Annotated in this window: 28 protein-coding genes and 1 pseudogene; 8 read left to right on the forward strand and 21 right to left on the reverse strand. The window is 40.9% G+C overall.

Features of this window, described 5'->3' with window-relative positions:
- The 18 genes and pseudogenes from rplF to B9T27_RS01070 form a co-directional block, all read right to left on the reverse strand.
- Positions 1 to 534, reverse strand: a complete 534-nt coding sequence (gene rplF, locus B9T27_RS00985) for a 50S ribosomal protein L6 (protein ID WP_086205005.1) — start codon at positions 532 to 534, stop codon at positions 1 to 3.
- 13 nt (positions 535 to 547) lie between these two features.
- Entirely contained in the window at positions 548 to 943 is a 396-nt protein-coding gene (rpsH, locus tag B9T27_RS00990) for a 30S ribosomal protein S8 (protein ID WP_086205006.1), read from the reverse strand.
- 12 nt (positions 944 to 955) lie between these two features.
- Positions 956 to 1261, reverse strand: coding sequence for a 30S ribosomal protein S14 (rpsN, locus tag B9T27_RS00995; RefSeq protein ID WP_086202315.1), 306 nt, complete (start codon positions 1259 to 1261; stop codon positions 956 to 958).
- Positions 1262 to 1270: 9 nt separating this feature from the next.
- Entirely contained in the window at positions 1271 to 1807 is a 537-nt protein-coding gene (gene rplE, locus B9T27_RS01000) for a 50S ribosomal protein L5 (RefSeq protein WP_086205007.1), read from the reverse strand.
- Positions 1808 to 1822: 15 nt separating this feature from the next.
- Positions 1823 to 2140 (reverse strand): 50S ribosomal protein L24, encoded by a 318-nt coding sequence (rplX, locus tag B9T27_RS01005; protein WP_086205008.1) that lies wholly within the window; start codon positions 2138 to 2140, stop codon positions 1823 to 1825.
- Positions 2141 to 2151: 11 nt separating this feature from the next.
- Positions 2152 to 2520 (reverse strand): 50S ribosomal protein L14, encoded by a 369-nt coding sequence (rplN, locus tag B9T27_RS01010; protein ID WP_067762909.1) that lies wholly within the window; start codon positions 2518 to 2520, stop codon positions 2152 to 2154.
- 91 nt (positions 2521 to 2611) lie between these two features.
- Positions 2612 to 2869 carry a 30S ribosomal protein S17 gene (gene rpsQ / locus B9T27_RS01015; protein WP_086205009.1) on the reverse strand — a complete coding sequence of 86 codons (258 nt, stop codon included), beginning with the start codon at positions 2867 to 2869 and terminating at the stop codon, positions 2612 to 2614.
- The gene (gene rpmC, locus B9T27_RS01020; protein WP_086202318.1) at positions 2866 to 3063 is read right to left on the reverse strand and encodes a 50S ribosomal protein L29; all 198 of its coding nucleotides are present in this window, start codon (positions 3061 to 3063) and stop codon (positions 2866 to 2868) included. The genes rpsQ and rpmC overlap by 4 nt, the downstream gene beginning before the upstream one ends.
- Positions 3063 to 3476 carry a 50S ribosomal protein L16 gene (gene rplP / locus B9T27_RS01025; protein ID WP_086205010.1) on the reverse strand — a complete coding sequence of 138 codons (414 nt, stop codon included), beginning with the start codon at positions 3474 to 3476 and terminating at the stop codon, positions 3063 to 3065. The genes rpmC and rplP overlap by 1 nt, the downstream gene beginning before the upstream one ends.
- Positions 3416 to 4232: pseudogene (gene rpsC, locus B9T27_RS01030) on the reverse strand (30S ribosomal protein S3). The gene rplP and the pseudogene rpsC overlap by 61 nt, the downstream one beginning before the upstream one ends.
- A 1-nt stretch (position 4233) precedes the next feature.
- Entirely contained in the window at positions 4234 to 4563 is a 330-nt protein-coding gene (rplV, locus tag B9T27_RS01035; RefSeq protein ID WP_086205011.1) for a 50S ribosomal protein L22, read from the reverse strand.
- Positions 4564 to 4572: 9 nt separating this feature from the next.
- Positions 4573 to 4848, reverse strand: a complete 276-nt coding sequence (rpsS, locus tag B9T27_RS01040; protein WP_004281508.1) for a 30S ribosomal protein S19 — start codon at positions 4846 to 4848, stop codon at positions 4573 to 4575.
- Positions 4849 to 4867: 19 nt separating this feature from the next.
- Complete coding sequence (gene rplB / locus B9T27_RS01045) at positions 4868 to 5692, reverse strand: 50S ribosomal protein L2 (RefSeq protein ID WP_053579506.1); 825 nt, start codon at positions 5690 to 5692, stop codon at positions 4868 to 4870.
- 11 nt (positions 5693 to 5703) lie between these two features.
- Entirely contained in the window at positions 5704 to 6024 is a 321-nt protein-coding gene (gene rplW / locus B9T27_RS01050) for a 50S ribosomal protein L23 (RefSeq protein WP_086202323.1), read from the reverse strand.
- A complete protein-coding gene (gene rplD, locus B9T27_RS01055; RefSeq protein WP_086202324.1) occupies positions 6021 to 6623 on the reverse strand; it encodes a 50S ribosomal protein L4 in 603 nt (200 codons plus the stop codon). The genes rplW and rplD overlap by 4 nt, the downstream gene beginning before the upstream one ends.
- Before the next feature lie 11 nt (positions 6624 to 6634).
- Entirely contained in the window at positions 6635 to 7273 is a 639-nt protein-coding gene (gene rplC, locus B9T27_RS01060; protein ID WP_086205012.1) for a 50S ribosomal protein L3, read from the reverse strand.
- Positions 7274 to 7332: 59 nt separating this feature from the next.
- A complete protein-coding gene (rpsJ, locus tag B9T27_RS01065; RefSeq protein WP_004725677.1) occupies positions 7333 to 7644 on the reverse strand; it encodes a 30S ribosomal protein S10 in 312 nt (103 codons plus the stop codon).
- Between the two features lie 272 nt (positions 7645 to 7916).
- The gene (locus B9T27_RS01070) at positions 7917 to 8645 is read right to left on the reverse strand and encodes a type 1 glutamine amidotransferase (protein WP_086205013.1); all 729 of its coding nucleotides are present in this window, start codon (positions 8643 to 8645) and stop codon (positions 7917 to 7919) included.
- 153 nt (positions 8646 to 8798) lie between these two features.
- On the opposite strand from B9T27_RS01070, the gene B9T27_RS01075 reads away from it, so the two are divergent.
- The 6 genes from B9T27_RS01075 (at position 8799) to B9T27_RS01100 (ending at position 14969) form a co-directional block, all read left to right on the forward strand.
- Positions 8799 to 10007, forward strand: a complete 1209-nt coding sequence (locus B9T27_RS01075) for a PLP-dependent transferase (RefSeq protein ID WP_086205014.1) — start codon at positions 8799 to 8801, stop codon at positions 10005 to 10007.
- A gap of 8 nt (positions 10008 to 10015) precedes the next feature.
- Complete coding sequence (locus tag B9T27_RS01080) at positions 10016 to 11512, forward strand: helicase HerA-like domain-containing protein (protein ID WP_086205015.1); 1497 nt, start codon at positions 10016 to 10018, stop codon at positions 11510 to 11512.
- Positions 11513 to 11657: 145 nt separating this feature from the next.
- Complete coding sequence (locus B9T27_RS01085; protein ID WP_086205016.1) at positions 11658 to 12419, forward strand: globin domain-containing protein; 762 nt, start codon at positions 11658 to 11660, stop codon at positions 12417 to 12419.
- Positions 12420 to 12516: 97 nt separating this feature from the next.
- Positions 12517 to 12957 carry an RrF2 family transcriptional regulator gene (locus B9T27_RS01090; RefSeq protein WP_086205017.1) on the forward strand — a complete coding sequence of 147 codons (441 nt, stop codon included), beginning with the start codon at positions 12517 to 12519 and terminating at the stop codon, positions 12955 to 12957.
- An 89-nt stretch (positions 12958 to 13046) separates the two neighbouring features.
- Entirely contained in the window at positions 13047 to 13880 is an 834-nt protein-coding gene (gene yihA, locus B9T27_RS01095) for a ribosome biogenesis GTP-binding protein YihA/YsxC (RefSeq protein ID WP_086205018.1), read from the forward strand.
- A gap of 144 nt (positions 13881 to 14024) precedes the next feature.
- Positions 14025 to 14969, forward strand: a complete 945-nt coding sequence (locus tag B9T27_RS01100) for a metal-dependent hydrolase (RefSeq protein WP_086205019.1) — start codon at positions 14025 to 14027, stop codon at positions 14967 to 14969.
- A gap of 89 nt (positions 14970 to 15058) precedes the next feature.
- Here the strand turns inward: B9T27_RS01100 and B9T27_RS01105 are convergent, their stop codons facing one another.
- Both B9T27_RS01105 and B9T27_RS01110 read right to left on the reverse strand, forming a co-directional pair.
- Entirely contained in the window at positions 15059 to 16303 is a 1245-nt protein-coding gene (locus B9T27_RS01105) for a dicarboxylate/amino acid:cation symporter (RefSeq protein ID WP_086205020.1), read from the reverse strand.
- A gap of 145 nt (positions 16304 to 16448) precedes the next feature.
- A complete protein-coding gene (locus B9T27_RS01110) occupies positions 16449 to 17324 on the reverse strand; it encodes an acyl-CoA thioesterase (RefSeq protein WP_086205021.1) in 876 nt (291 codons plus the stop codon).
- Between the two features lie 320 nt (positions 17325 to 17644).
- Here B9T27_RS01110 and plsB point away from each other — a divergent pair, with 320 nt between their 5' ends.
- Positions 17645 to 20215 carry a glycerol-3-phosphate 1-O-acyltransferase PlsB gene (plsB, locus tag B9T27_RS01115; RefSeq protein WP_086205022.1) on the forward strand — a complete coding sequence of 857 codons (2571 nt, stop codon included), beginning with the start codon at positions 17645 to 17647 and terminating at the stop codon, positions 20213 to 20215.
- 70 nt (positions 20216 to 20285) lie between these two features.
- Here plsB and B9T27_RS01120 read toward each other — a convergent pair whose 3' ends face one another.
- A complete protein-coding gene (locus B9T27_RS01120) occupies positions 20286 to 21086 on the reverse strand; it encodes an NAD-dependent epimerase/dehydratase family protein (RefSeq protein WP_086205023.1) in 801 nt (266 codons plus the stop codon).
- A gap of 34 nt (positions 21087 to 21120) precedes the next feature.
- On the opposite strand from B9T27_RS01120, the gene recG reads away from it, so the two are divergent.
- Complete coding sequence (gene recG / locus B9T27_RS01125; RefSeq protein WP_086205024.1) at positions 21121 to 23166, forward strand: ATP-dependent DNA helicase RecG; 2046 nt, start codon at positions 21121 to 21123, stop codon at positions 23164 to 23166.
- Positions 23167 to 23244: the final 78 nt, after the last annotated feature.

Here is a 23244-nt window from a genome sequence, read left to right on the forward strand (position 1 = left end):
TTATTTCTTCTTAGCTTCTTTACGAAGAACAACTTCATCCGAATAACGAACACCTTTACCTTTATACGGCTCTGGTGGACGGTATCCACGGATATCTGCAGCCACTTGACCCAATGCATGTTTATCAGCCGATTTAAGGATGATTTCAGTTGCAATTGGAGTTTCAGCAGTTACGCCTTCAGGAAGTTTGTATTCAACCGGGTGTGAAAAACCAAGGTTAAGGTTGACAACGTCACCTTTAACCGCTGCTTTATAACCAACACCGATAAGTTGTAACTTACGTTCGAAACCTTCGCTAACCCCTTTTACAAGGTTATTTAATACAGCGCGAGCAGTACCGGCTTGCATCCAAGCGTCTTTCGACTCTTTAACTGGAGCAACTTGAAGTTTACCTTCTTCCTGTTTAAGCTCGACCAGCGCATGCAGGTTGAGAGACAACGTACCTTTGCTGCCTTTCACTTCGACCTGCCGGCCGTTCTGAGTAACTGTTACACCATTTGGTACAGTTACTGGGGCTTTAGCCACACGAGACATGAGGAATCACCTATTAAGAAACAAAAGCAATAACTTCACCACCGATGCCTGCAGCACGTGCAGCGCGATCAGTCATGATGCCTTTGCTTGTAGAAACAATTGCAACACCTAAACCTTGCTTAACGCTCGGTAGCTTATCTTTACCGCGATACTGACGTAGACCTGGACGGCTTACGCGTTTCACAGTTTCAATAACTGGTTTGCCTTCAAAATATTTTAAAGTAATCGTTAATGTAGGTTTGCCTTCATTAGCAGCTACTTCTACATTAGAGATATAACCTTCTTGTTGAAGTACGTTTGCAATTGCAACTTTCAACTTAGAATTAGGCATAGAAACTGTTTGTTTCTTACCCATTTGTGCGTTACGAACACGTGTTAGCATGTCGGCAACGGTATCTTGCATACTCATTATAGTCGCTCCTTACCAGCTTGCCTTAACAACGCCAGGTACATCACCTTGCATTACTGTTTCACGTAATTTGTTACGGCTTAGACCGAACTTACGGAAATAACCGTGAGGACGACCAGTTAAACCACAACGGTTACGAAGACGTACCGGTGATGCATTACGCGGCAATGCTTGAAACTTCATCATCGCTTCAAAACGCTCTTCTTCGCTAGCATTTACATTTGCAATTGTTGCTTTTAATTCAGCACGTTTTGCAGCAAATTTAGCAACAGTAGCTTCGCGTTTTAACTCGCGATTAATCATACTTTTCTTAGCCATATCGACCTCTTATTTGAACGGGAAGCCGAATGCACGCATTAGCGCACGGCCTTCGTCATCGGTGCGAGCAGTCGTAGTAATGGTAATATCCATACCACGAATACGATCAATCTTATCGAAATCGATTTCAGGGAACATGATTTGTTCCTTCAAACCCATCGAATAGTTACCACGACCATCAAATGATTTCGCTGAGAAACCACGGAAGTCACGGATACGAGGGATTGCAATCGCGATCAAACGGTCTAAGAATTCGTACATTTGGTCGCCACGTAAAGTGACTTTACAACCAATTGGCCAACCATCACGGATTTTAAAACCAGCGATTGATTTGCGCGCAAGTGTCAATACTGGTTTTTGACCAGCAATGGCTTGCATGTCCGATAATGCGCCGTCTAATAATTTCTTATCAGCAGAAGCTGCACCAACACCCATATTAATGGTGATTTTAGTAATGCGTGGAATTTGCATTACATTCTCAAGACTCAAAGTTTCTTTCAACTGAGTCTTAAGTTCTTCGTTATAACGTGTTCTAAGTCTGGCCATCGCCGTTTCAACCTATTACTTCGCTACCGCCAATGATTCACCATTTGACTTAAGTACGCGAGTTTTCACGCCTTCAATCACTTGGTAACCAACACGGTCAGCTTTTTGGGTTGTAGCATTAAAAATCGCCACGTTTGAGATATGAAGCGAAGCTTCCTGAGTAACAATACCGCCTTCAGCGCCAGTTACTTTATTCGGCTTTTGATGCTTCTTCACTAAATTAAGGCCTTCAACCTTAACACGGTCATTCGAAACCGACAAAACAGTACCCTGTTTGCCTTTTTCTTTACCTGCGATCACAATTACTTGATCGCCTTTTCTAATCTTAGCCATGATTGCCTCTATTATAGAACTTCAGGAGCCAATGAAATGATTTTCATGAACTGTTCAGTACGAAGTTCACGAGTCACTGGTCCAAAAATACGAGTTGCAATCGGCGCTTTGTTCGTGTTCAAAATAACTGCAGCATTATCATCAAAACGGATCACTGAACCATCTGGACGACGAATGCCGAATTTAGTGCGAACTACAACTGCATTCATCACGTCGCCTTTTTTAACACGGCCACGTGGGATTGCTTCTTTTACAGTAACTTTAATAATATCGCCAACAGAAGCATAACGACGGTGCGATCCACCAAGTACTTTAATACATTGTACGCGGCGAGCACCACTGTTGTCTGCTACGTCGAGCATACTTTCGGTTTGAATCATTGCCCTACTCCAAAACCGAGCAACACCGGTCGCAATTTCAAGGGCTCAAAGAGTACTCGAAATTGACCGATGATGCAACAAGAACGTCTAATTACTCAGCAGCTGCTTCAACAACTTCAACCAAAGTCCATGCTTTAGTTTTAGAAATTGGGCGGCTTTCTTTAATGGTTACAACATCGCCAGTCTTAGCAGTGTTGTTCTCATCATGAGCGTGTAATTTTGTTGAACGGCGGATTGATTTGCCATACAACGGATGTTGAACGCGGCGTTCAATAAGAACAACAATAGACTTGTCCATTTTGTCACTTACGACTTTGCCAGTTAACGTGCGAACTGTTTGCTCACTCATTGTCCGTTCCCCTGTTTTTCGGTAAGGAGGGTCTTAATACGAGCAATAGTCTTACGAGTAAGTGCAACTTCGTGCGATTTACCCAATTGACCAGTTGATTTTGCCATACGAAGACGGAATTGGTTCAACTGTTGCTCATCAAGCAAAGTTGTCAACTCTTCTACCGATTTTTCACGTAGATCTTTAGTATTCATTACATTACCGTCCGAGTCACGATAGTGGTTTTAAACGGAAGTTTAGCAGCTGCAAGCGTAAATGCTTCACGTGCCAATTCTTCGTTCACACCTTCCATTTCGTACAGGATCTTACCTGGTTTGATTTCACAAACCCAATATTCTACAGAACCTTTACCTTTACCCATACGCACTTCAAGAGGCTTTTGAGTAATTGGTTTGTCTGGGAATACACGGATAAAGATTTTACCACCACGCTTAACACGACGACTAATAGTACGACGCGCAGCTTCAATTTGACGCGCAGTCATACGACCACGTTCAAGTGATTTAAGTGCGATGGTACCAAAAGATACTGTGCTACCGCGATGTGCTAGACCAGTGTTACGGCCTTTCTGCATCTTACGGAATTTAGTACGTTTAGGTTGCAACATGGATTATTCTCCTTTTTCAGCAGAACGATCATTGCGACGACCACGACGCTCTTGACCTTCACCACGACCGCGACCGCGTTTAGCTGGACGTTCTTCTGCAGGAGCAGGGTTCATGACTTGTTTCATGCCACCTAAGATCTCACCACGGAAAACCCAAACTTTAACACCAATCGTACCGTAAGTTGTTTCAGCACGTACAGATGAGTAGTCGATGTCCGCACGAAGTGTATGCAAAGGTACACGACCTTCACGATACCATTCTGTACGTGCAATCTCAGCACCACCTAAACGACCAGAAACTTCAACTTTAATACCTTTAGCACCAGAACGCATCGAGTTCTGTACCGCACGCTTCATAGCACGACGGAACATTACACGTTTTTCTAATTGAGAAGCAATTGCTTCAGCAACTAAACGAGCGTCTAAATCTGGGCGATCGATTTCGCTGATACTTACTTGCGCAGGAATACCCATAATTTGAGTAAGTTCACGCTGTAATTTCTCAATATCTTCGCCTTTTTTACCGATTACGATACCTGGACGAGCAGTGCTAATAGTTACTTTAGCAGCGCCTGTAGGACGTTCGATAAGAATATTGCTGATCATCGCATTTTTAAGTTTTTTGTTCAAAAACTCACGAACTTGAAGATCTTTAAGCAAATATTCAGCGTATTGCTTCGGACTCGCGTACCAGTTAGCGTTATGACGTTTCACAACACCTAGGCGGATACCGATTGGATGAACCTTCTGACCCATATCAAACCCCTACCTTAACGGTGATGTGACAAGTACGCTTAGTAATACGATCTGCACGGCCTTTAGCACGTGGCATAATACGTTTAAGGCTAGTGCCTTCATCAACGTAAATCGTAGAAACTTTAAGGTCGTCTACATCTAAACTGTTATTATGTTCAGCGTTTGCAATTGCAGATTCTAAAGCTTTTTTCACAATCGCTGCAGCTTTTTTATTGCTGAAGTTCAAGATATTAAGCGCGTGAGCAATAGATTTGCCACGGATTAGATCTGCAACCAAACGAGTTTTTTGTGCCGAGATAGCGGCACCGCGTAATTTAGCAGTAACTTCCATCATAGCACCTTAACGTTTAGACTTCTTGTCAACACCGTGACCACGATAGGTACGAGTTGGCGCGAATTCACCGAGTTTATGACCAACCATATGTTCAGATACAATTACCGGAACATGGTTACGACCATTATGGACAGAAATTGTTAAACCAACAAAATCCGGGAGGATCATCGAACGACGCGACCAAGTTTTGATCGGCTTACGGTTATTAGCCGCGATAGCCGCTTCAACCTTAGCGAACAAGTGCGCATCGACGAATGGGCCTTTTTTCAGAGAACGAGGCATTGTCAGATTCCTTTACTTGTTACTTAACGCGACGGTCGCGAATAATCATCTTAGTCGTACGCTTATTGGTACGTGTCTTGTACCCTTTAGCTTTTTGACCCCATGGGCTTACAGGTTGAATACCTTTATTACGCCCTTCACCACCACCATGTGGATGGTCAACTGGGTTCATTGCCATACCACGTACGGTAGGACGAATGCCACGCCAGCGAGATGCACCTGCTTTACCAAGTGAACGAAGGTTGCTTTCTTGGTTAGAAACTTCACCAAGAACCGCACGACATTCAACGTGAATTTTACGCATTTCGCCAGAACGTAGACGAACAATAGCGTAAGAACCGTCACGACCCAACAACTGAACCGAAGTACCAGCTGAACGAGCTAACTGCGCGCCTTTACCGATTTTAAGTTCGACGTTGTGAAGAGTAGAACCAATAGGCATGTTACGAAGTGGTAAGCAGTTACCTGGACGAATTGGAGCATCGTTACCAGATTGTACTTTATCACCAGCACGTAAGCCTTTAGCTGCAATAATATAACGACGTTCACCATCAGCATACAAAACTAAAGCAATGTGTGCAGTACGGTTAGGATCGTATTCAATACGTTCTACAGTGGCTGGAATGCCATCTTTATTACGTTTGAAGTCAACAAGACGGTAGTTTTGTTTATGACCACCACCAACATGACGAGTTGTAATGTGACCGTTATTATTACGACCACCAGTACGTTTTTTAGCTTCAACCAACGGAGAGTACGGTGCGCCTTTATGAAGATGGTCGTGAACGACTTTCTCTACAAAGCGACGTCCTGGAGACGTTGGCTTACATTTTTGAATAGGCATAAATTTCGTCCTTATTCCGCTGCGCTTTCAGCGGTATCGCCCAAGTCAGCCATCTCAACATCTTGGCCAGCTTTCAGGGTGACGTATGCTTTTTTAACATCAGAACGACGTCCTAATGTTTTACCAAAGCGTTTAGTCTTACCTTTAGTGATAGTCGTGTTAACTTTAACAACTTCCACACCAAAGAGTTGCTCAACTGCTTTTTTGATTTCAAGTTTATTTGCATCAAGTGCAACTTTAAAAACTTGAACACCAGCAGCCTCACCTAAAGCTTGAGCTTTTTCTGAGAACACAGGCCCTTTTAGGATTTGATAGATACGTTCGTTGTTCATCCGAGTTCTACCTCAATTTTCTTAGCAGCAGCAACTGACATAACAACTTTATCGAACGCAATCAGACCGACTGGATCAATTGCAGCAGCATCAACCACATTTACATGTGGAAGGTTGCGCGCAGCAAGATACAGGTTCTCATCTACAGCTTCTGTAACGATTAATGCGCGAGTAGCGTTCAAGTCGTTAAGCTTAGCAAGCAATTCTTTAGTTTTTGGTGCTGTAACAGCAAAATCTTCAACCAAAATCAAACGATCTTGGCGAACAAGTTCAGCTAAGATACATTGCATTGCACCGCGGTACATTTTACGGTTAACTTTTTGAGACCAATCTTGTGGACGAGCAGCAAAAGTCTTACCACCACCAACCCAGATTGGGCTACGAATAGAACCAGCACGCGCACGGCCAGTACCTTTTTGACGGAATGGTTTACGACCACCGCCAGATACATCACCACGTGATTTTTGAGCTTTAGAACCTTGACGACCACCAGCTAAATAAGCTGTAACAACTTGGTGTACAAGAGCTTCATTAAACTCACGCCCGAAAGCAACTTCAGACAATTCAACAGCAGAGCCGGAAACAGTATTTAAATTCACGTTATTTCCCCTCAGGCCTTGATCGTAGGACGAACAGTAACGTTGCCACCAGTAGCACCAGGAATCGCGCCTTTAACAACAAGAACTGAACGTTCAACGTCGATAGCAACGATTTCAAGACCCTGTGTAGTTACGCGTTCAGCGCCCATATGGCCGGCCATTTTCTTGCCTTTGAACACGCGACCAGGTGTCTGGTTTTGACCAGTAGAACCTAAAGAACGGTGAGAAAGTGAGTTACCATGAGTTGCATCTTGCGTACGGAAATTCCAACGCTTAACACCACCTTGGAAACCTTTACCTTTAGATTGCCCAGTTACGTCAACAACCTGACCCACTGTAAACAATTCAACGGTAAGAGAACCACCAACTTCACGACCTTCAAGATCAGCTTCTGTAGCGCGGAATTCTTGAACCAAACGACCAGCAGCAACACCCGCTTTCGCGAAATGGCCTTTTTGAGCGTTAGTTACGCGAGATTCGCGACGTTCACCAGTAGTGATTTGAATCGCTTGATAACCATCAGTTTCAAGCGTTTTGATTTGAGTGATACGGTTAGGATCAACCTCAATCACTGTAACAGGCACAGAGACACCAGCATCTGTAAAGATACGTGTCATACCGCACTTGCGACCGACTAAACCAATAGTCATGTGCATAAACCTCTAAAAAAGCGGCTTAATTAACTTAGAGCGTTAATTAACCGAAAGCCTTAACCCAATGCGATCTGAACATCAACACCAGCTGCAAGATCTAACTTCATCAACGCATCAACAGTTTTGTCTGTTGGTTGAACGATGTCAATCAAACGCTTATAAGTGCGGATTTCATACTGATCACGCGCATCTTTGTTTACATGCGGTGAAGTAAGAACGTTGAAGCGTTCGATGCGAGTAGGCATCGGGATTGGACCACACACTTGTGCTCCAGTACGCTTAGCGGTTTCTACGATCTCTTGAGAAGATTGATCAATCAGGCGATGATCAAAAGACTTAAGACGGATACGAATTCTCTGGTTAGACATACCAGTTAACTCCAAGCCAAATATATAAAGAATCACCTCTGACGCATCTTACCCTATAGAGATAAGTGTCAAAGGCAGTGAAAATCACTAAGGTCATGATCGATGCCACGACTGTCACGATATCTAAATGACTTTATTCGCCATTTAGCCCCTCCTATTGAAGGGTCGCTCATTATAACAATCGTTTAACTGTTAAGCAAACTTATTTCAGGATTTTTATATTATTTTTAAATGTTTATTGTTATCAACACGTTCATCAAAAACCCCAAATATTAAGCCTTTAATACATAGTCAATAGCCCGATCCAGCATCTGATTTCCAACCATGAATTGTTGCTTTGGCGTACGCCTTAACATGGATAGCAATTGCACATCCTGATCATGAAAACTATTTCTTCCCTCCTCATGCGCTATAAATAGATTTAATGCTTCTGGGGTAATTTCTGGATGAAATTGAAAACCTAAAATATTCCTTCCAATTTGATAAAGCTGATTAGGGCAGGCTTTATTTTCTGCTAGACGTATCGCACCTACTGGCAATTCAAAGGTTTCGTTATGCCATTGCAGCACTTCAAATTCATCCAGCAATCGAAAAAGCGCACCATCCACATTATACGTCTTATAAACAGTAGACCATCCCAGTTCTGATACTGGATTTTTAGTGACGCGCGCACCCAATGCACTCGCAATCAATTGAGCCCCCAAACACAATCCAATGGCAGGCTTGTGTAAGGCAAGATAACGGCGAATCCATCTTTTTTCTATTTTTAGCCACGGGAAATTAGCATCATCATTCACACTCATCGCCCCACCCATAATGATGAGCATGTCCACATCTTCTACATTAGGCAAAGCCTCTATATCAACACTTAACTCTTTAGGTAGGGCAAAAAATTCGGTTGCACTAATTTCCGCACCCATTGCCTTTAAGTATGCATAACAACTTCCAAACCCTTCTCCAGCAATATGCTGAAAATAATGCACCTTTAATTTTTTCATTATTTACACCTTGTTTTATCAATCCAGATAAAACTTTGCAAAAATAAAGCCAACATTGCATTTCTTGGTGAATTTTCACAATTTTATGCTTTGTCTTCGTTAGAGATTATGCTTAGTTAATGACATTCTTCTTCACTAATTATTTTGAGTCATTTTGTGAAAAAACATCTGCAAACTACTTTAATCCATGCACCACGTAACGCACCGCAATACATCTTGACGGTGCAACCACCTGTATTTCGCGCCTCCACCATTATTTTTAAAAATACGGATGCCCTAATTAATCGACATTGGACAGATGATTATGATTATAGTTATGGCACACATGGCACACCAACTACATTTACTTTAGCTGACAATATTGCTCACATTGAAGGAGGCGATTATTGCTTACTTACACCCAGTGGATTGTCTGCCATCAATTTGGTAAATTCTTGCTTTTTAAATCACGGTGATGAGGTTTGGGTCGCTGATAATATCTATGGTCCCAATATGGAGCATTTACGCAACCTAGAAAGCCGCTATGGTGTTGTGGTTAAAGTTTATAATCCAATTGATGCAAATACATTCCAGCCCACAGAAAAAACTAAACTCATTTGGCTAGAAGCTGCGGGTTCAGTCACTTTAGAATTTCCAGATTTAATTAATTTAGTTAAAAAAGCCAAACAAACCAAGGTCTTAACAGCCTTAGATAACACCTGGGGAGCAGGCTTAGCGTTTAATGCTTTTGATTTTTCTTCAGAGCATCTAAGCGTTGACCTGACCGTGCATGCCTTAACCAAATATCCTAGTGGTGGTGGAGATATTTTAATGGGCTCATTGGTGACCCAAAATAAGAAACTCCATTTGCAACTACTTCGCATGCATGCCATCCAAGGAATTGCGATTTCAGGGGATGATGCCGCACAAATTCAACGCAGTTTAGCCTCGATGCAGCTTCGGTATACCCAACAATCAAATAGTGCTTCAACCCTTTTACATTGGTTCAAAAAACAATCGGAATTTATACAAGTCTTACACCCTGCTGATGAATCATCTGCTGGACATCACTATTGGAAAGACGTTTGTAAAGATGAACAGAGTGCAGGCTTAATCAGTGTTATTTTTAAGCCTGAATATTCAATGTCAGATATTCGTCAATTCTGTGATGCTCTGCAGCTGTTTAAACTAGGCTTTAGTTGGGGCGGACCGATGAGCTTAATCATGCTCTATGATTTAAAAAATATGCGCACATTAGAACATACACATTTACAACAAGGTTTATTGGTTCGTTTTTGTATAGGACTAGAACATCCTACAGATTTAATTCAAGATATAGAAAGTGCATTAAAACAACTACGACAAAAAACAATACCTTCTGAATAGGAAAATATATGGGCACACCAATTATTATTGCCAAAAAGACCTCAGACCTGACGCAGGCTATCGTATTACATCCACAATTTGCCAATCGGCACGGTTTAATTGCAGGTGCAACAGGCACAGGTAAAACTATTACTTTAAAGGTACTGGCTGAAAGCTTTTCTCGAATCGGTGTGCCTGTATTTTTAGCGGATGCCAAAGGCGATGTCTCTAGTATTGCCAAAGCAGGTGCAAGTAATCCTAAATTTGATGAACGCATCCACAGCTTAGGCATTGATAGTATTCCTTTTGCAGCTGCTCCCACCATTTTTTGGGATTTATTTGGTAATCAAGGTCACCCTATTCGAACCACCATTTCAGAAATTGGCCCCCTGCTTTTAGCACAAATGCTCAATTTAAATGACACACAAGCAGGTGTACTATCCGCAGTATTCCGTATAGCAGATGATCAAGGCTTATTATTGATTGATTTTAAAGATTTAAAATCCATGCTGACCTATGTGAGTGAACATGCATCAGACTTAAAAGCAGAGTATGGCAATTTATCTCCCGCAAGCTTAGGTGCGATTCAACGTAATTTACTGGCTTTAGGCGATCAAGGTGCTAATCAATTTTTTGGTGAACCCAGTTTAAATATTCTGGATTTTATCCAAACGGATACCTATGGTCAGGGCTATATCAATGTCTTGGCCGCTGATAAGCTGATGAATACCCCTAAACTCTATGCAACGTTCTTACTCTGGATGCTTTCAGAATTATTTGAAAAGCTACCTGAAGTCGGTGATTTAGACAAACCCAAATTAGTGTTTTTCTTTGATGAAGCTCATTTACTGTTTGATAATGCCAGCCCCACATTACAAGAAAAAATCCAACAAGTAGTACGTTTGATTCGCTCTAAAGGTGTTGGAATTTATTTCATCACACAAAACCCTTCGGATATTCCTGAAAACGTTTTAGGACAGTTAGGAAATCGAGTGCAACATGCATTACGTGCTTTCACCCCCAAAGATCAAAAAGCAGTTAAAACTGCAGCCGATACTTTTCGTGCTAATCCTGAATTTAAAGTGGATCAGGCCATTACCGAGTTAGCTGTCGGAGAAGCACTGATTAGTTGTTTAGATGAACAAGGCAGCCCACAAATTGTAGAACGCGGCATGATCATGCCACCCTACTCCTCATTTAACCCAATCACCCTAGAAGAACGCCAAGCGATCATGGCCCAAAGTATCGTAGCTGGAATTTATGAACAAGCCGTTGACCGAGAAAGTGCATATGAAATACTGCAACGTAAGCTGAATGAAAGTGAGCAACAACAAAATACTTCGCAAATAGCCTCAGAACAAAGCAAAGTACAACAAAAAGAAGAAGAACGTGCCGCACGTGAAAGAGCCAAATTAACGCAAGATATTGTAGGAACATTTGCAAAGAGTGCAGCACGTAGCTTAGGTGGAACCACGGGGCAAAAACTCATACGTGGTTTATTAGGTTCATTGTTTGGTAAACGATAAATTTTCATAGACCAATAAAATACTAAATTTTAAGGGATACTAAATATCCCTTATTTTTTTTATGGATTTTTTGTATAATGTATTGCAAAGTTATTTTATAAGATGTATTTTAAATACACATTAAAGCCAAAGCAGATGTTTAGCCATGACTCCAGAACATATCGAACTCGTAAAAAGTACCGTACCTGTATTGCGTGAAAATGGTGTTGCACTGACCAGTTATTTTTACAAGCGTATGTTAAATAACAGTCCTGAATTAAAAAATGTATTTAACTTAGACAGTCAAAATTCTGGCCGTCAGCCGCGCGCTCTTGCCGCTGCCGTTTTGGCTTATGCTGAAAACATTGAAAATCCAAGCGTTCTGGCAAAAGCTATTGAGCACATTACTACCAAACACGTGAGTTTAGATATACAACCTGACCAATATGCTATTGTCGGTGACAATCTATTACATTCAATTAGTGAAGTACTCAATGTTCCATTTGAATCAGAACTCATTGCTGCTTGGAAAGCAGCTTACTTACAACTTGCAGATATTTTAATTGGTGTTGAAAAGCAAAAATATAACAATTTATCTGAACAAACTGGCGGTTGGGCTGGCTGGCGTCCGTTTAAAATCACCCAGATTGAAGCAAGCGAATCAGGTAAAATTTTTACAGTCGAAGCCAGTGATGCACAAGCAATCTTAAGTGCTGCTCCAAATCAATTTATATCGGTTAAAGTTAAAGTTCCAAACCAAGAACTTGAACAACCACAACAGTTTGTACTTTCTGCGGCTTCAGACAAGCAATATCAATTTGAAGTCAAAGCGGTAGAAAATCGTACCGAATATTCTGTTGCAAATATTTTGTTAGAAAATTACCACGTTGGTGATCAAGTCCAACTTACTGCTCCACAAGCAAAATAATTACCCATCAATCGATACGGTGATTTTAAGAACGTGAAAGTTCCCCTTAGAGAACTTTCACGTTAAGATAAGCCTATCCTCATTCTGCAAATTAAGTATGCAACTGAATAAATTTACAGATTATGCGTTACGTATACTATTATATATCTCTAAACCACGAGATCTACCCTATACCATTGCAGAAATTGCAAAAGATTTGCATGTTTCGCAGAATCATTTAGTCAAAATTGTACATTTTATGGCAAAGCAGAATTGGCTAATTACCTCACGCGGTAAAGGTGGTGGTATTCGGTTAAATCCTGAAACTGCCAATATTGGTCTCGGACTCCTCGTCCGAACACTGCAAGGTGATGCCCCCATCGTTGAATGTAACTCTCCGCCTTGTGTATTAAGACGTGATTGTGGCTTGAAAAGCATTTTGGATGATGCAATGGCTCAGTTTTATCAACATCTAAATCGCTATACAGTGGCCGATGTTATCCAACAATCCTCATCTAAAGACCACAACCTGCCCTTGATTGACTTAATCAATCTTTAAAGTTTACAGAGCTTTTGTGCACAAAGTTCGCTTGCATAACCGACTTCCTTTATAATGTATTTCGTAGATCATTTTATTGAAGTTGAATTATGCATCGCAGCAGTGGTAAGTCAAAAAATACCAAGGTGGCTCACGCCCCAAAGCAAAAAATTAGTTATGTGAAAAAAGTTGACTCTGCGATTACAGAATATTCAGTTTCATCTTTAAATTGGTTACACAGCGCTGAATTTCTCATGAGTGCGCCAAAGCTCAATCTATGTGTCGAAGATACTGGCTATGAAATTGCATTTGCTGGACGCTCAAATGCTGGAAAATCAAGTGCAATTAATGCCTTAACCAACCAAAAGCAATTAGCACGTGCCTCTAAAAGACCGGGTCGTACCCAAATGATCAACTTTTTTAGCTTAGGCAATCCTGATCAGCGCCTAGTCGATTTACCAGGTTATGGTTATGCGGCCGTGCCTGAAGCGATGAAACTGGTCTGGCAGAAAGAGCTTGAGAATTATTTAATTCACCGTGAAAGCTTACAAGGCTTAGTATTACTAATGGATATTCGCCATCCACTACAACATTTTGATGTCATGATGTTGCAATGGGCGTATTCACGTCAACTCTTTGTACATGTGCTTTTAACCAAAGCAGATAAACTTAATCGTGGCCCTGCCAGTAAAGTTCTGATAGAAATACAAAATCAGCTAAAACAAATGAAGCTCAACTTCTCAATTCAACTGTTTTCATCTTTAAATAAGATCGGATTAGAAGAGCTTGCTAGTGTAATGGCTGGTCGCTTGAATTATACCCTCGAACAACCTTCTCTCTTTGATTTAGATGCTATTCCTGAAGCTTCAGAGCAGGATGAAATTGAGTCTAATGATCTAGAAGCTGATGATTTAGATCAGGATAGACCACCTCAATCTGAATAATTTTCATCCATTTTATCGATTGTCCGACCAAAATCATCACCAATTGATATCCGAATGTCCTAAATTGCTAATGGTAATTTAGGACATTTTTTTATACTAAAAATATAGTGTTTAAAATCACATCAAAACAATTAGGATACTGTGATGAAATTAATTTCTCGATTAAAAAACAGTAAGCTTGGATCATCTATTCAATATCATATTAAACCACGTAAAGTTAAATTTGATTGGAAAGAAACCCCTGTAGACTGGATTCCAAATCAACCTTTTATTAGCTACTTTATTAATGAAATAAATATGATTTTGCCGGCAGGTGAATTTTGGTTCTGTCGTTTATATAACAAAGTCTTACCTCAAATTACTGATGAAAAACTAAAAGAAGACGTCCGTGCTTTCATTCGCCAAGAAGCCATGCATGCTCAAGCCCACAGTTCAGCTAATAAAGAATATTTAACCGTGCGTCATATTGATGTGCAGCGTAATTTGGATGTCATGGATTTCTTATTTGGTAAAGTTCTAGCGGACCAGCCTTTAGGCTTGACGGTACCAAAAATTTTAGAGCATCAATGGGATTTATTCCGCTTAGGCATTGTTGCCACAGTCGAGCATATGACGTGTGTACTGGGGAAATATGTACTTTACAACAAATACTGGGAAGAACTTGGCGCTGATGCCAATATGCTGGACTTAGTTAAATGGCATGGTGCTGAAGAAATAGAACATCGTACAGTGGCTTTTGATTTATATCGCCATTTAGGTGGTGGTTATATCTCACGCTACTATCAAAGTGTCATTGTAATAGCAGCAGTACTCGGCTTATGGGTAGATGGTGCAGCACATATTATGCAGCAAGACCCCCGTTTCAAAGCACAAAAACCAGCGGTATATAAACCATGGATCTGGCGTGAATGGTATGACATTTCCCAAAAAGATAATCGTTTAATGCCAAATCCATTTTGGCTGGTTTCACAACAACTCGGCTATTTAATGCCATGGTACGACCCTGTGCATGAAGCAAAAACTGAAGATGCTATTGCTTATCTCAACCAATCACCAGCAGCAAAGCGTGCTGTACTCAAAGTGGCATAACCAGCCAAAACCTAAAGCTCAATAAAAAAGCGGGATCTCCCGCTTTTTTATGGTCTTAACTTTAAATTAGCAGCTTCGCACACTCTATCTTAAGTTTCGGAACTTGCGCCCATCTCTCGTGTATGCCGATCAACCACCACACTAATCATCATATCACCCTGCACATTCACCACAGTTCGCACGGTATCTAATAAACGATCAATTGGCAAAAGAATTGCAATCGCTTCAGCAGGTAAGCCTACTGATTGTAATACCATAATCATGGTTACCATTCCTGCGCTTGGAATCCCTGGTGCACCAAGTGAAGCAATCATCGCGGTTAAACACACAATCACTTGCTGGGTAAATGAAAGCTCCAAACCAATTAAATTGGCAATAAATAAAGCAGCAGCAGCCTCATATAGTGCAGTTCCGTCCATGTTTAGCTGCGAACCAAATGGCACCACAAAACCTGCAATTTGCGGTCTCACACCAAGATTTTCTTGTGCACACTTCAAGCTTAAAGGCAAAGTTGCTGAACTAGAACTGGTTGCAAAAGCCGTTATCAATGCTGCTCGTGTCCCTTTAAAGAACGTAATTGGACTCATCTTTCCAAAAATCCACAACAACAGAGGCAACACGACCACACCATGAAAAATAGTGGTTCCCGTCACCACCACAGCAAACTCAGCCAAGCGGCTTAAAATTGAAATATCCTCAGTTGCAATCAATTTGGCCAATAATGCACAAATTCCGAGTGGTGCAAGTTTCATCACCCAAGATACCAACATCATCATGATGTCAAAAAACTGTCGTGAAATATTTCGAACCGTTTTAAAGCGCTCCCCACCCTGCACCAAAGCCAAACCTAAAAATAAAGCAAAAACCACGACAGCCAATACATTACCGTCACTAAAGGCTTTAAATGGATTAATTAAGGTATTTTGAATAAAATTGGTTAAGAATGAACTTGGAGTTAAAGTCGCTGGGCTTTGATGTTGAGCCATGGCATCTTTAAATAAACTGATATCTACGCCCTGTCCAACATGAAAAATATGCGCACAAGCCAAACCCAGTATTAGCGCCAAAGTCGTAGTGGTCACACAACAAGCTAATGTTATTTTCCAGACGCGACTCAATTGCCCGCCCGCTTCTAAATTTGAAACACCCACCACAATCGAACTAAAAATCAGTGGTACCAATAGCATTTTTAATAAACCAATAAAAATACTGCTGGCAATCCCTAAAGCATAAAGACTCACTGTAAAAAATTGCGTTTCGGGAAATAAATTTAAAAGAAAACCAAACGCGACACCCATCACGGCGGCAATAAAAATTTGGGTATTTAAGCTCATCTTGACTTGCTTTTTCTAATGTCCTATTTAAATCACTATGACAGTTAGCTATTGAAGAATCGAGAATTATTTTGTGACAAGTAGTACGATAAGTAGCAAAGCCATCATTGATGATGGCTTTGCTTAACTGCATAAATCAAGATCATTACTGTGTTTCAATTTCACGCAAACGCATCAAACCTTCTTGTGTAGTACTGCATACCAACTCACCATTTTGCCACATGCGTCCGTGATTCAACCCACGTGAGCTGGCCGTTACCGTTGCATCCATGTCATACAACATCCACTCATCTGCACGCACTGGTTTATGGAAGTAAATCGCGTGATCGATACTAGCACACTGCAAACTTGGTGATAAATAATTGACACCATGCGGACGAAGTGCCGTCATCATCAGCGTGTAATCTGAATAAAATGCAACAATGGCTTGATGTAAAGAAATATCATCAGCCAGTGCTTTAGGTAATTTTTCATGCGTACGTAAATAATGTGCATAAGAGGGTGCTTCAGGCTGTGGCTGAAAAGGATTGGTCACATTAATCGGACGAATTTCAATCTGACGCGGCCGCATAAATGCAGTCCGAATATTCTCTGGAACAAAACTGACTAGTTTTTCTTTTAGCTCTTGTTCAGCAACTAAATCTTCTGCTGCAGGATATTCTGGCTCAGCAATTTGATAATTTAAGCCTTCCTCATGGTTTGCAAAAGATACCATCGCAGAAAAAATCGTTCGACCATGCTGAATTGCACGTACCTGACGACTCAAAAAACTTTTACCATCGCGTAATTTTTCTACTTCATAAATAATCGGAGCATTGATATCTCCACCGTACAAAAAATACGCATGCAATGAATTCACTGGGCGGTCTGCAGTATAGGATGCTGCTCGTAATGCTTGACCCAACACTTGCCCACCAAAAACGCGCTTGCCGACCAAATTCCGGCTTTGCCCACGAAAGATGTGCTCTTCTAACTTTTCTAGCGTTAAAAGCTCTACCAGTTCTTTAGTTAAGTCATTCATATACGATCTATGCTCTTATATCTATTCATAAGTAATATTCTAAATCCATATTTAGATACAGATGTATACTTATTGAGGATTTTTGATTTAGTCCAACATTCTGCCACAAAATCTAAGCTAATAACTAAAGCTTGATTGACTGCATTGTCACTTCTCTTATTTGATATAATCAGTAAAAATACGGTTTTTAACGATAAAATCTGCCAATATCGATGCAATTTGTCAGAAAATGACATATTGTTTCGTGCTTATATGATGGGTTATAGAGAATAGTGCCCTATTCGCTGAGATGCGGAATTTGTCATTTGCTAGGAGTGTGTATGTCCAAGAGTGGCTTTGGTCAAATGTATCGTCGGTTTTCCAGTAAGCTGCTTGACCTTGTGGTAACACCACATGTGCTTGGAGAAATACCTACTGAAACCCTACTTTCAGAAAATCAAAATGTAGATGAAGCAAAAAAGAAAGTTATCTGCTACGTTTTACAAAACTATTCACGTAGTAATGCGTTGGTGGTTGATGCTGAAACACGTCGCTTAAAACTACCAGCCGCCTTAGATCCAATCTTTCTTGGCGAGCAAAAGGAAAAAGCGGCCGTACTCTTTTTACAACATCAAGATGAAACTCATTTACTTAGCCAAACTCCAAACACACTTCCACCACGTCTATTGCGTCTGATTGAATTTTTAGAGCTCCATCCTGAATACGATATTGAATTAGTTCCAGTCACGGTACTTTGGGGGCGCTCTCCAGATAAAGAAGATTCTTGGTTTAAGCTTCTATTTACCGATACTTGGGCAACCCCAAGTAAAGTTAAACAACTCATGAATATTGGCCTACATGGCCGTGAATCCTATTTAGAGTTTCATGAAGCACAATCACTGCAAGCGCTAGTCAATTACGCCAAACAACGCCATCCTAATCTTTCACCCGCGACCTATATTATTAGTGAACTGAATGAATATTTAGATCGTCAACGTGAAATTGTATTAGGTCCAGACTTATCTGATCGCCGTAATGTGATGCATTCTTTGATTAAGTCAGAGGAAGTACAGGATGCAATTCGCAAAGAAAGTATTCGTTCGAAAGTCAGTATGCTTGAAGCGGAGCGCCGAGCAATTGGTTTCGTCAATGAAATTGCTTCTGATTATTCTGCCTCAGCCGTACGTTTTGCAGATAAAGCGCTGACGCGTCTATGGACACAACTTTATGATGGTGTAGAAGTCCATAACTTCAGTACCGTACGTGAACTGGCGAAAGACTATGAAATTATCTATACGCCCTGCCATCGTAGCCATATCGATTATTTATTATTGTCCTATGTCATTTATAAACGTGGCTTAATGGTACCGTACATTGCAGCAGGCGATAATCTGAATATGCCCTTTGTCGGGCAATTATTACGTGGCGGTGGTGCATTCTTTATTCGTCGTTCATTCCGCGGCAATGCACTGTATACCTCTGTATTTAAAGAATACTTATATAGCATTTTATCCCGTAACACTCCCCTAGAATACTTTATTGAAGGTGGGCGCTCACGCACTGGTCGCTTATTACCACCCAAAACAGGCATGTTGGCGATGACTGTACATAGTCATTTACGTGGCCGTGCCAAACCGATTGTATTCATCCCAACCTATATTGGTTATGAACGTCTAATGGAAGGTGCAACCTACGTTGGTGAAATGAATGGTAAGCCTAAAGAAGCTGAGTCTATTTTTGGGATTTTACAAACCTTAAGAAAAATTGAGCGAATTTTTGGTAAAGTACATGTCAATTTTGGTGAGCCAGTATTCTTAGATGATGTACTAAAAGAGCATAATGCAGACCAAATAAAAATTGAACGCAATGAAGATCCAATTCCTCCTGAAGTGTCTAATACGGTCAACAGTGCAGCCAATACAATTTTAGAAAATATTAACCGCGCAGTAGTGATTAACCCTGTTTCTCTACTTTCGTTAATTTTACTGGCTACACCTAAACACACGTTAGATGAAGAAATTTGCATTAAGCAGCTAGATACCTATCGTAAACTTGCTTCGGCACTTCCTTACGATGAGCGCAGCCAAATTACACCGCTTTCAGGTAAAGAGATCATTGCTTATGGCATGAAATTAAAACTGATTAAACGTGTCCAGCATGTACTCGGCGATATTATTGCAATTGAAGATAATCAAGCCATCTTACTGACTTACTTCCGCAACAACATCTTGCACACCTTTGTTTTACCTTCGCTCATCGCATCACTGGTAGAACATAATGGTAAAATTAGTCATGCTGATTTAATCAACGTCATTCAAACCCTTTATCCATTCTTAAAAGCAGAATTATTCTTAAAATGGAAACAGGATGAACTGAAAGCACAAATCTGCAAATATGTTGATGCTTTGGTTCAAGCCAAACTCATTTCAATCGATGAAGACAGTTTCTTACACAGCCCTGCACCGAACAGTGAAGAACATAATCAACTTATCGTTCTTGCAGCGCCAGTGATGCAAAGCCTTGAACGTTATTATATGACTCTAGCACTGATTACTCAGCGTGGCTCTGGTAACATTTCAACGCATCAAGTTGAAATCCTCAGTCACCTCTTAGGTCAGCGCTTGTCAGTATTATATGAGTTCAATTCACCTGAATTCTTCGATAAATCCTTATTCCAGAGTTTTATTAAAGTACTGACTCAACAAGGCTATATCGATAAGAATGAGGAAGGCGCAATTGTCTTTGATGAAAACTTCCGTAATGTTGCCCAATATGCCAATTTAGTTCTGGATGATGTGACTTTACAAATGTTGCAACATATCACTTCATTTACCGATGAAGAGTTAAAAGAAGCACTCGATGCAGTTGCTGCACAGCAAGCCAAAAAACGCCTAAAACGTAAGAAAAAATAAAGTTGAGAACTCCCTTTCCTCGAGCAGAAAAGGGAGTTCAAATTAATGCATTACCCAAGTCATCATACTCTCAATTCAATAACGCCGCATAATCTTCAAAACAATCTGGATGCTCTAACTTAAACCCACTCCCTAGCACCCTATCAGCAAAAATCCGCTTCCCCGATTCACAGTCACTTTGCAAAATCAGCTCAGGTAAATTTAAGTGTCGCTGAAACCATTGGATGATTGTATGCAAAGGTAACGGCTGATTATTGCTACAAATATAAGTGTGTTCAGGATGTTCCACGTGAATCAAATATGCTAAAAATCGCGCTAGATCCTCAATGTGAATTCGATTTGACCAATGGATATTCGGATAGGTTTTGGTGGTTTCGGCAAGCTTAATCATTCGAGCAATAGACGTACCATAAATTCCAGTAGGTCTCACGATGATACTTTGTGAAGGATAAGCCAATTGCCAAAGCCGCTCCATATCCAACAATAACTGTGCTTGTGCATCACTTGGATGCAGGTCAGATTCATCATCAATCCGCTCACCTAACTGTTCTCCGTACACCCGTGTGGAAGAAACAATAATGATTTTTTGAATAGGATGACCGTGTAAGGCTTGAACAATAGGTGCAACTGTATCCACATAAGTCTGCTGATAAGCTTCTAGCGTACTGTGTTGTGGCGATAGCAATACATACACCACATCAATTGGCTGAGTTCCGCTTAAATCTAATTGCTGGACATCCTGAATTAGATGTTGTGCAAAATCATCATCTTTCGGACTACGACTGACTGTGGTAATTTGGTGGCCTTGCTGAAATAATTGTTTTGCAATACGTCTAGATGTCTTACCATAACCTATAAATAAAATATGCATTGTTACACCTGATGAATCAACCAGTTGAGGGGATATGACATCCGTCCAGCAATTGCACGGGCTTGGAAATGCCGCGGCAACATTACTTGAAAAGTTAAATATTTTCACGACAGACGATTTACTGTTCCATTTACCACGGGACTATGAAGATCGTAGCACGCTTATCCCTATGCACCAATTGGTCGTAGGGCGGAGCTATTTGCTTGAAGGAATTGTTAAAGGCATCGATTTTCCAGCTGGAAAACGTAAGTCTATGGCTGTGCTCTTACAAGATGATTTTGGCAAAGTCACTTTACGTTTCTATCATGTGTATAAGGCGCTGACCGATCGCGCTAAACTTGATAATCGTTTGCGTATTTTTGGAGAGGTTCGTGTTGGTGCACGTGGTCTCGAACTCTATCACCCTGAAATTCAGCTCATTACCGATCATACCGCATTACCCAAAACCCAACTCACCGCTATTTATCCTAGTACCGATGGCTTAACTCAACCTAAATTACGTGACTATGTAAAACAAGCACTCAAAACACATAGTGATGATTTACCCGAATTATTGCCTAAAAAATTCACCAATGGCTATGCGCTAAAGCAAGCTTTGGAATATATTCATGAGCCGCCTGTCGATGCCAATATGTTGCAACTAGCACAAGGTTCACATCCTGCCCAACAGCGTTTAATTTTTGAAGAATTGGTCGCTCATCAAATTAGTTTACTGACGCGTCGTGCCTTTATTCAAAAAATTGCAGCCCCCGCATTTGCACCCAGTCGCACCTTTGCTAAACATCTATTAGCCAACCTGCCGTTTAGTATGACCAATGCACAAAAAAGAGTATCCAAGGAAATTACACAAGATTTAAAACAAAATAAACCGATGCTACGCTTGATCCAAGGTGATGTGGGTGCAGGTAAAACCTTGGTTGCAGCTATTGCTGCCTGTCATGCTTTAGAAGAAGGTTGGCAAGTTGCGATGATGGCACCCACTGAAATTTTAGCAGAACAGCATTATCTCAATTTTAAAAAATGGTTGGAACCTTTGGGGCTCAACGTTTCATGGCTCTCTGGCAAACAAAAAGGTAAATCCCGTGCCGCTGCGGAACAAAGTATTAAAGATGGGACAGCCAATCTAATTGTCGGCACACATGCACTATTTCAAGACAAAATTGAGTTTTCCAAACTGGGCTTAGTCATTATTGATGAGCAACATCGTTTTGGGGTCGATCAACGGTTAGCTTTACGTAATAAAGGTGTAAATCACACCACACCACATCAATTGGTCATGACGGCAACACCAATTCCACGAACTCTAGCCATGTCGGCTTATGGTGATTTAGATACCTCTGTGATTGATGAGTTACCACCAGGACGCACCCCCATTCAAACCGTTACCATTCCATTAGACCGCCGTGAAGAGGTGCTTAACCGTGTAACCAGCAATTGTGCTGAAGGTAAACAAGCCTACTGGGTCTGTACCTTGGTGGAACAATCGGAAACTTTAGATGCACAAGCTGCTGAAGCAACCTATCAAGAAATTAAAGAACGTTTTCCTCAACTCAATGTGGGCTTAGTACATGGCAAAATGAAAGCTGATGAGAAACAAGCCGTCATGCAGCAATTTAAAGACAATGAATTGCAATTATTAATCGCCACGACGGTCATTGAGGTTGGTGTTGATGTACCCAATGCCTCGATCATGGTGATTGAAAATGCGGAACGCCTAGGGCTTTCTCAACTGCACCAATTGCGTGGCCGTGTTGGTCGTGGTGCCAAAGCTAGTTTCTGTGCACTACTTTATAAAAATCCACTGTCACAAAATGGACAGGAACGCTTACGTATTTTACGTGAAAGCAATGATGGCTTTGTCATTGCAGAGAAAGATTTAGAAATCCGTGGTCCAGGGGAATTATTGGGAACCAAGCAAACGGGTGATATGGGTTTTCGTGTAGCCAAATTAGAACGAGATGATCATCTTTTAGCGCAAGCGCATTATGTTGCTGGTCAAATTCTAAAAGATACGCCTAAAAATGCTGAAGCCTTACTCAAACGCTGGCTACCTGAAGCACCTCGTTATGCCTATATTTAATTGATTTAGAAACTATTGAATATTGGGCTATACAGCACAATAAATCTTGCACTGAAATTATGGTTGTGCAAAATATAG

The sequence above is a fragment of the Acinetobacter sp. ANC 4648 genome (genome assembly GCF_002135345.1).
Taxonomy (GTDB): domain Bacteria; phylum Pseudomonadota; class Gammaproteobacteria; order Pseudomonadales; family Moraxellaceae; genus Acinetobacter.

What these genes read in the sequence shown, in the direction of transcription:
- rplF (WP_086205005.1), bottom strand. Translation starts at nt 534, where the DNA reads ATGTCTCGTGTGGCTAAAGCCCCAGTAACTGTACCAAATGGTGTAACA.
- rpsH (WP_086205006.1), bottom strand. Translation starts at nt 943, where the DNA reads ATGAGTATGCAAGATACCGTTGCCGACATGCTAACACGTGTTCGTAAC.
- rpsN (WP_086202315.1), bottom strand. Translation starts at nt 1,261, where the DNA reads ATGGCTAAGAAAAGTATGATTAATCGCGAGTTAAAACGCGAAGCTACT.
- rplE (WP_086205007.1), bottom strand. Translation starts at nt 1,807, where the DNA reads ATGGCCAGACTTAGAACACGTTATAACGAAGAACTTAAGACTCAGTTG.
- rplX (WP_086205008.1), bottom strand. Translation starts at nt 2,140, where the DNA reads ATGGCTAAGATTAGAAAAGGCGATCAAGTAATTGTGATCGCAGGTAAA.
- rplN (WP_067762909.1), bottom strand. Translation starts at nt 2,520, where the DNA reads ATGATTCAAACCGAAAGTATGCTCGACGTAGCAGACAACAGTGGTGCT.
- rpsQ (WP_086205009.1), bottom strand. Translation starts at nt 2,869, where the DNA reads ATGAGTGAGCAAACAGTTCGCACGTTAACTGGCAAAGTCGTAAGTGAC.
- rpmC (WP_086202318.1), bottom strand. Translation starts at nt 3,063, where the DNA reads ATGAATACTAAAGATCTACGTGAAAAATCGGTAGAAGAGTTGACAACT.
- rplP (WP_086205010.1), bottom strand. Translation starts at nt 3,476, where the DNA reads ATGTTGCAACCTAAACGTACTAAATTCCGTAAGATGCAGAAAGGCCGT.
- rplV (WP_086205011.1), bottom strand. Translation starts at nt 4,563, where the DNA reads ATGGAAGTTACTGCTAAATTACGCGGTGCCGCTATCTCGGCACAAAAA.
- rpsS (WP_004281508.1), bottom strand. Translation starts at nt 4,848, where the DNA reads ATGCCTCGTTCTCTGAAAAAAGGCCCATTCGTCGATGCGCACTTGTTC.
- rplB (WP_053579506.1), bottom strand. Translation starts at nt 5,692, where the DNA reads ATGCCTATTCAAAAATGTAAGCCAACGTCTCCAGGACGTCGCTTTGTA.
- rplW (WP_086202323.1), bottom strand. Translation starts at nt 6,024, where the DNA reads ATGAACAACGAACGTATCTATCAAATCCTAAAAGGGCCTGTGTTCTCA.
- rplC (WP_086205012.1), bottom strand. Translation starts at nt 7,273, where the DNA reads ATGACTATTGGTTTAGTCGGTCGCAAGTGCGGTATGACACGTATCTTT.
- rpsJ (WP_004725677.1), bottom strand. Translation starts at nt 7,644, where the DNA reads ATGTCTAACCAGAGAATTCGTATCCGTCTTAAGTCTTTTGATCATCGC.
- B9T27_RS01080 (WP_086205015.1), top strand. Translation starts at nt 10,016, where the DNA reads ATGGGCACACCAATTATTATTGCCAAAAAGACCTCAGACCTGACGCAG.
- B9T27_RS01085 (WP_086205016.1), top strand. Translation starts at nt 11,658, where the DNA reads ATGACTCCAGAACATATCGAACTCGTAAAAAGTACCGTACCTGTATTG.
- B9T27_RS01090 (WP_086205017.1), top strand. Translation starts at nt 12,517, where the DNA reads ATGCAACTGAATAAATTTACAGATTATGCGTTACGTATACTATTATAT.
- yihA (WP_086205018.1), top strand. Translation starts at nt 13,047, where the DNA reads ATGCATCGCAGCAGTGGTAAGTCAAAAAATACCAAGGTGGCTCACGCC.
- B9T27_RS01100 (WP_086205019.1), top strand. Translation starts at nt 14,025, where the DNA reads ATGAAATTAATTTCTCGATTAAAAAACAGTAAGCTTGGATCATCTATT.
- B9T27_RS01105 (WP_086205020.1), bottom strand. Translation starts at nt 16,303, where the DNA reads ATGAGCTTAAATACCCAAATTTTTATTGCCGCCGTGATGGGTGTCGCG.
- B9T27_RS01110 (WP_086205021.1), bottom strand. Translation starts at nt 17,324, where the DNA reads ATGAATGACTTAACTAAAGAACTGGTAGAGCTTTTAACGCTAGAAAAG.
- plsB (WP_086205022.1), top strand. Translation starts at nt 17,645, where the DNA reads ATGTCCAAGAGTGGCTTTGGTCAAATGTATCGTCGGTTTTCCAGTAAG.
- B9T27_RS01120 (WP_086205023.1), bottom strand. Translation starts at nt 21,086, where the DNA reads ATGCATATTTTATTTATAGGTTATGGTAAGACATCTAGACGTATTGCA.
- recG (WP_086205024.1), top strand. Translation starts at nt 21,121, where the DNA reads ATGACATCCGTCCAGCAATTGCACGGGCTTGGAAATGCCGCGGCAACA.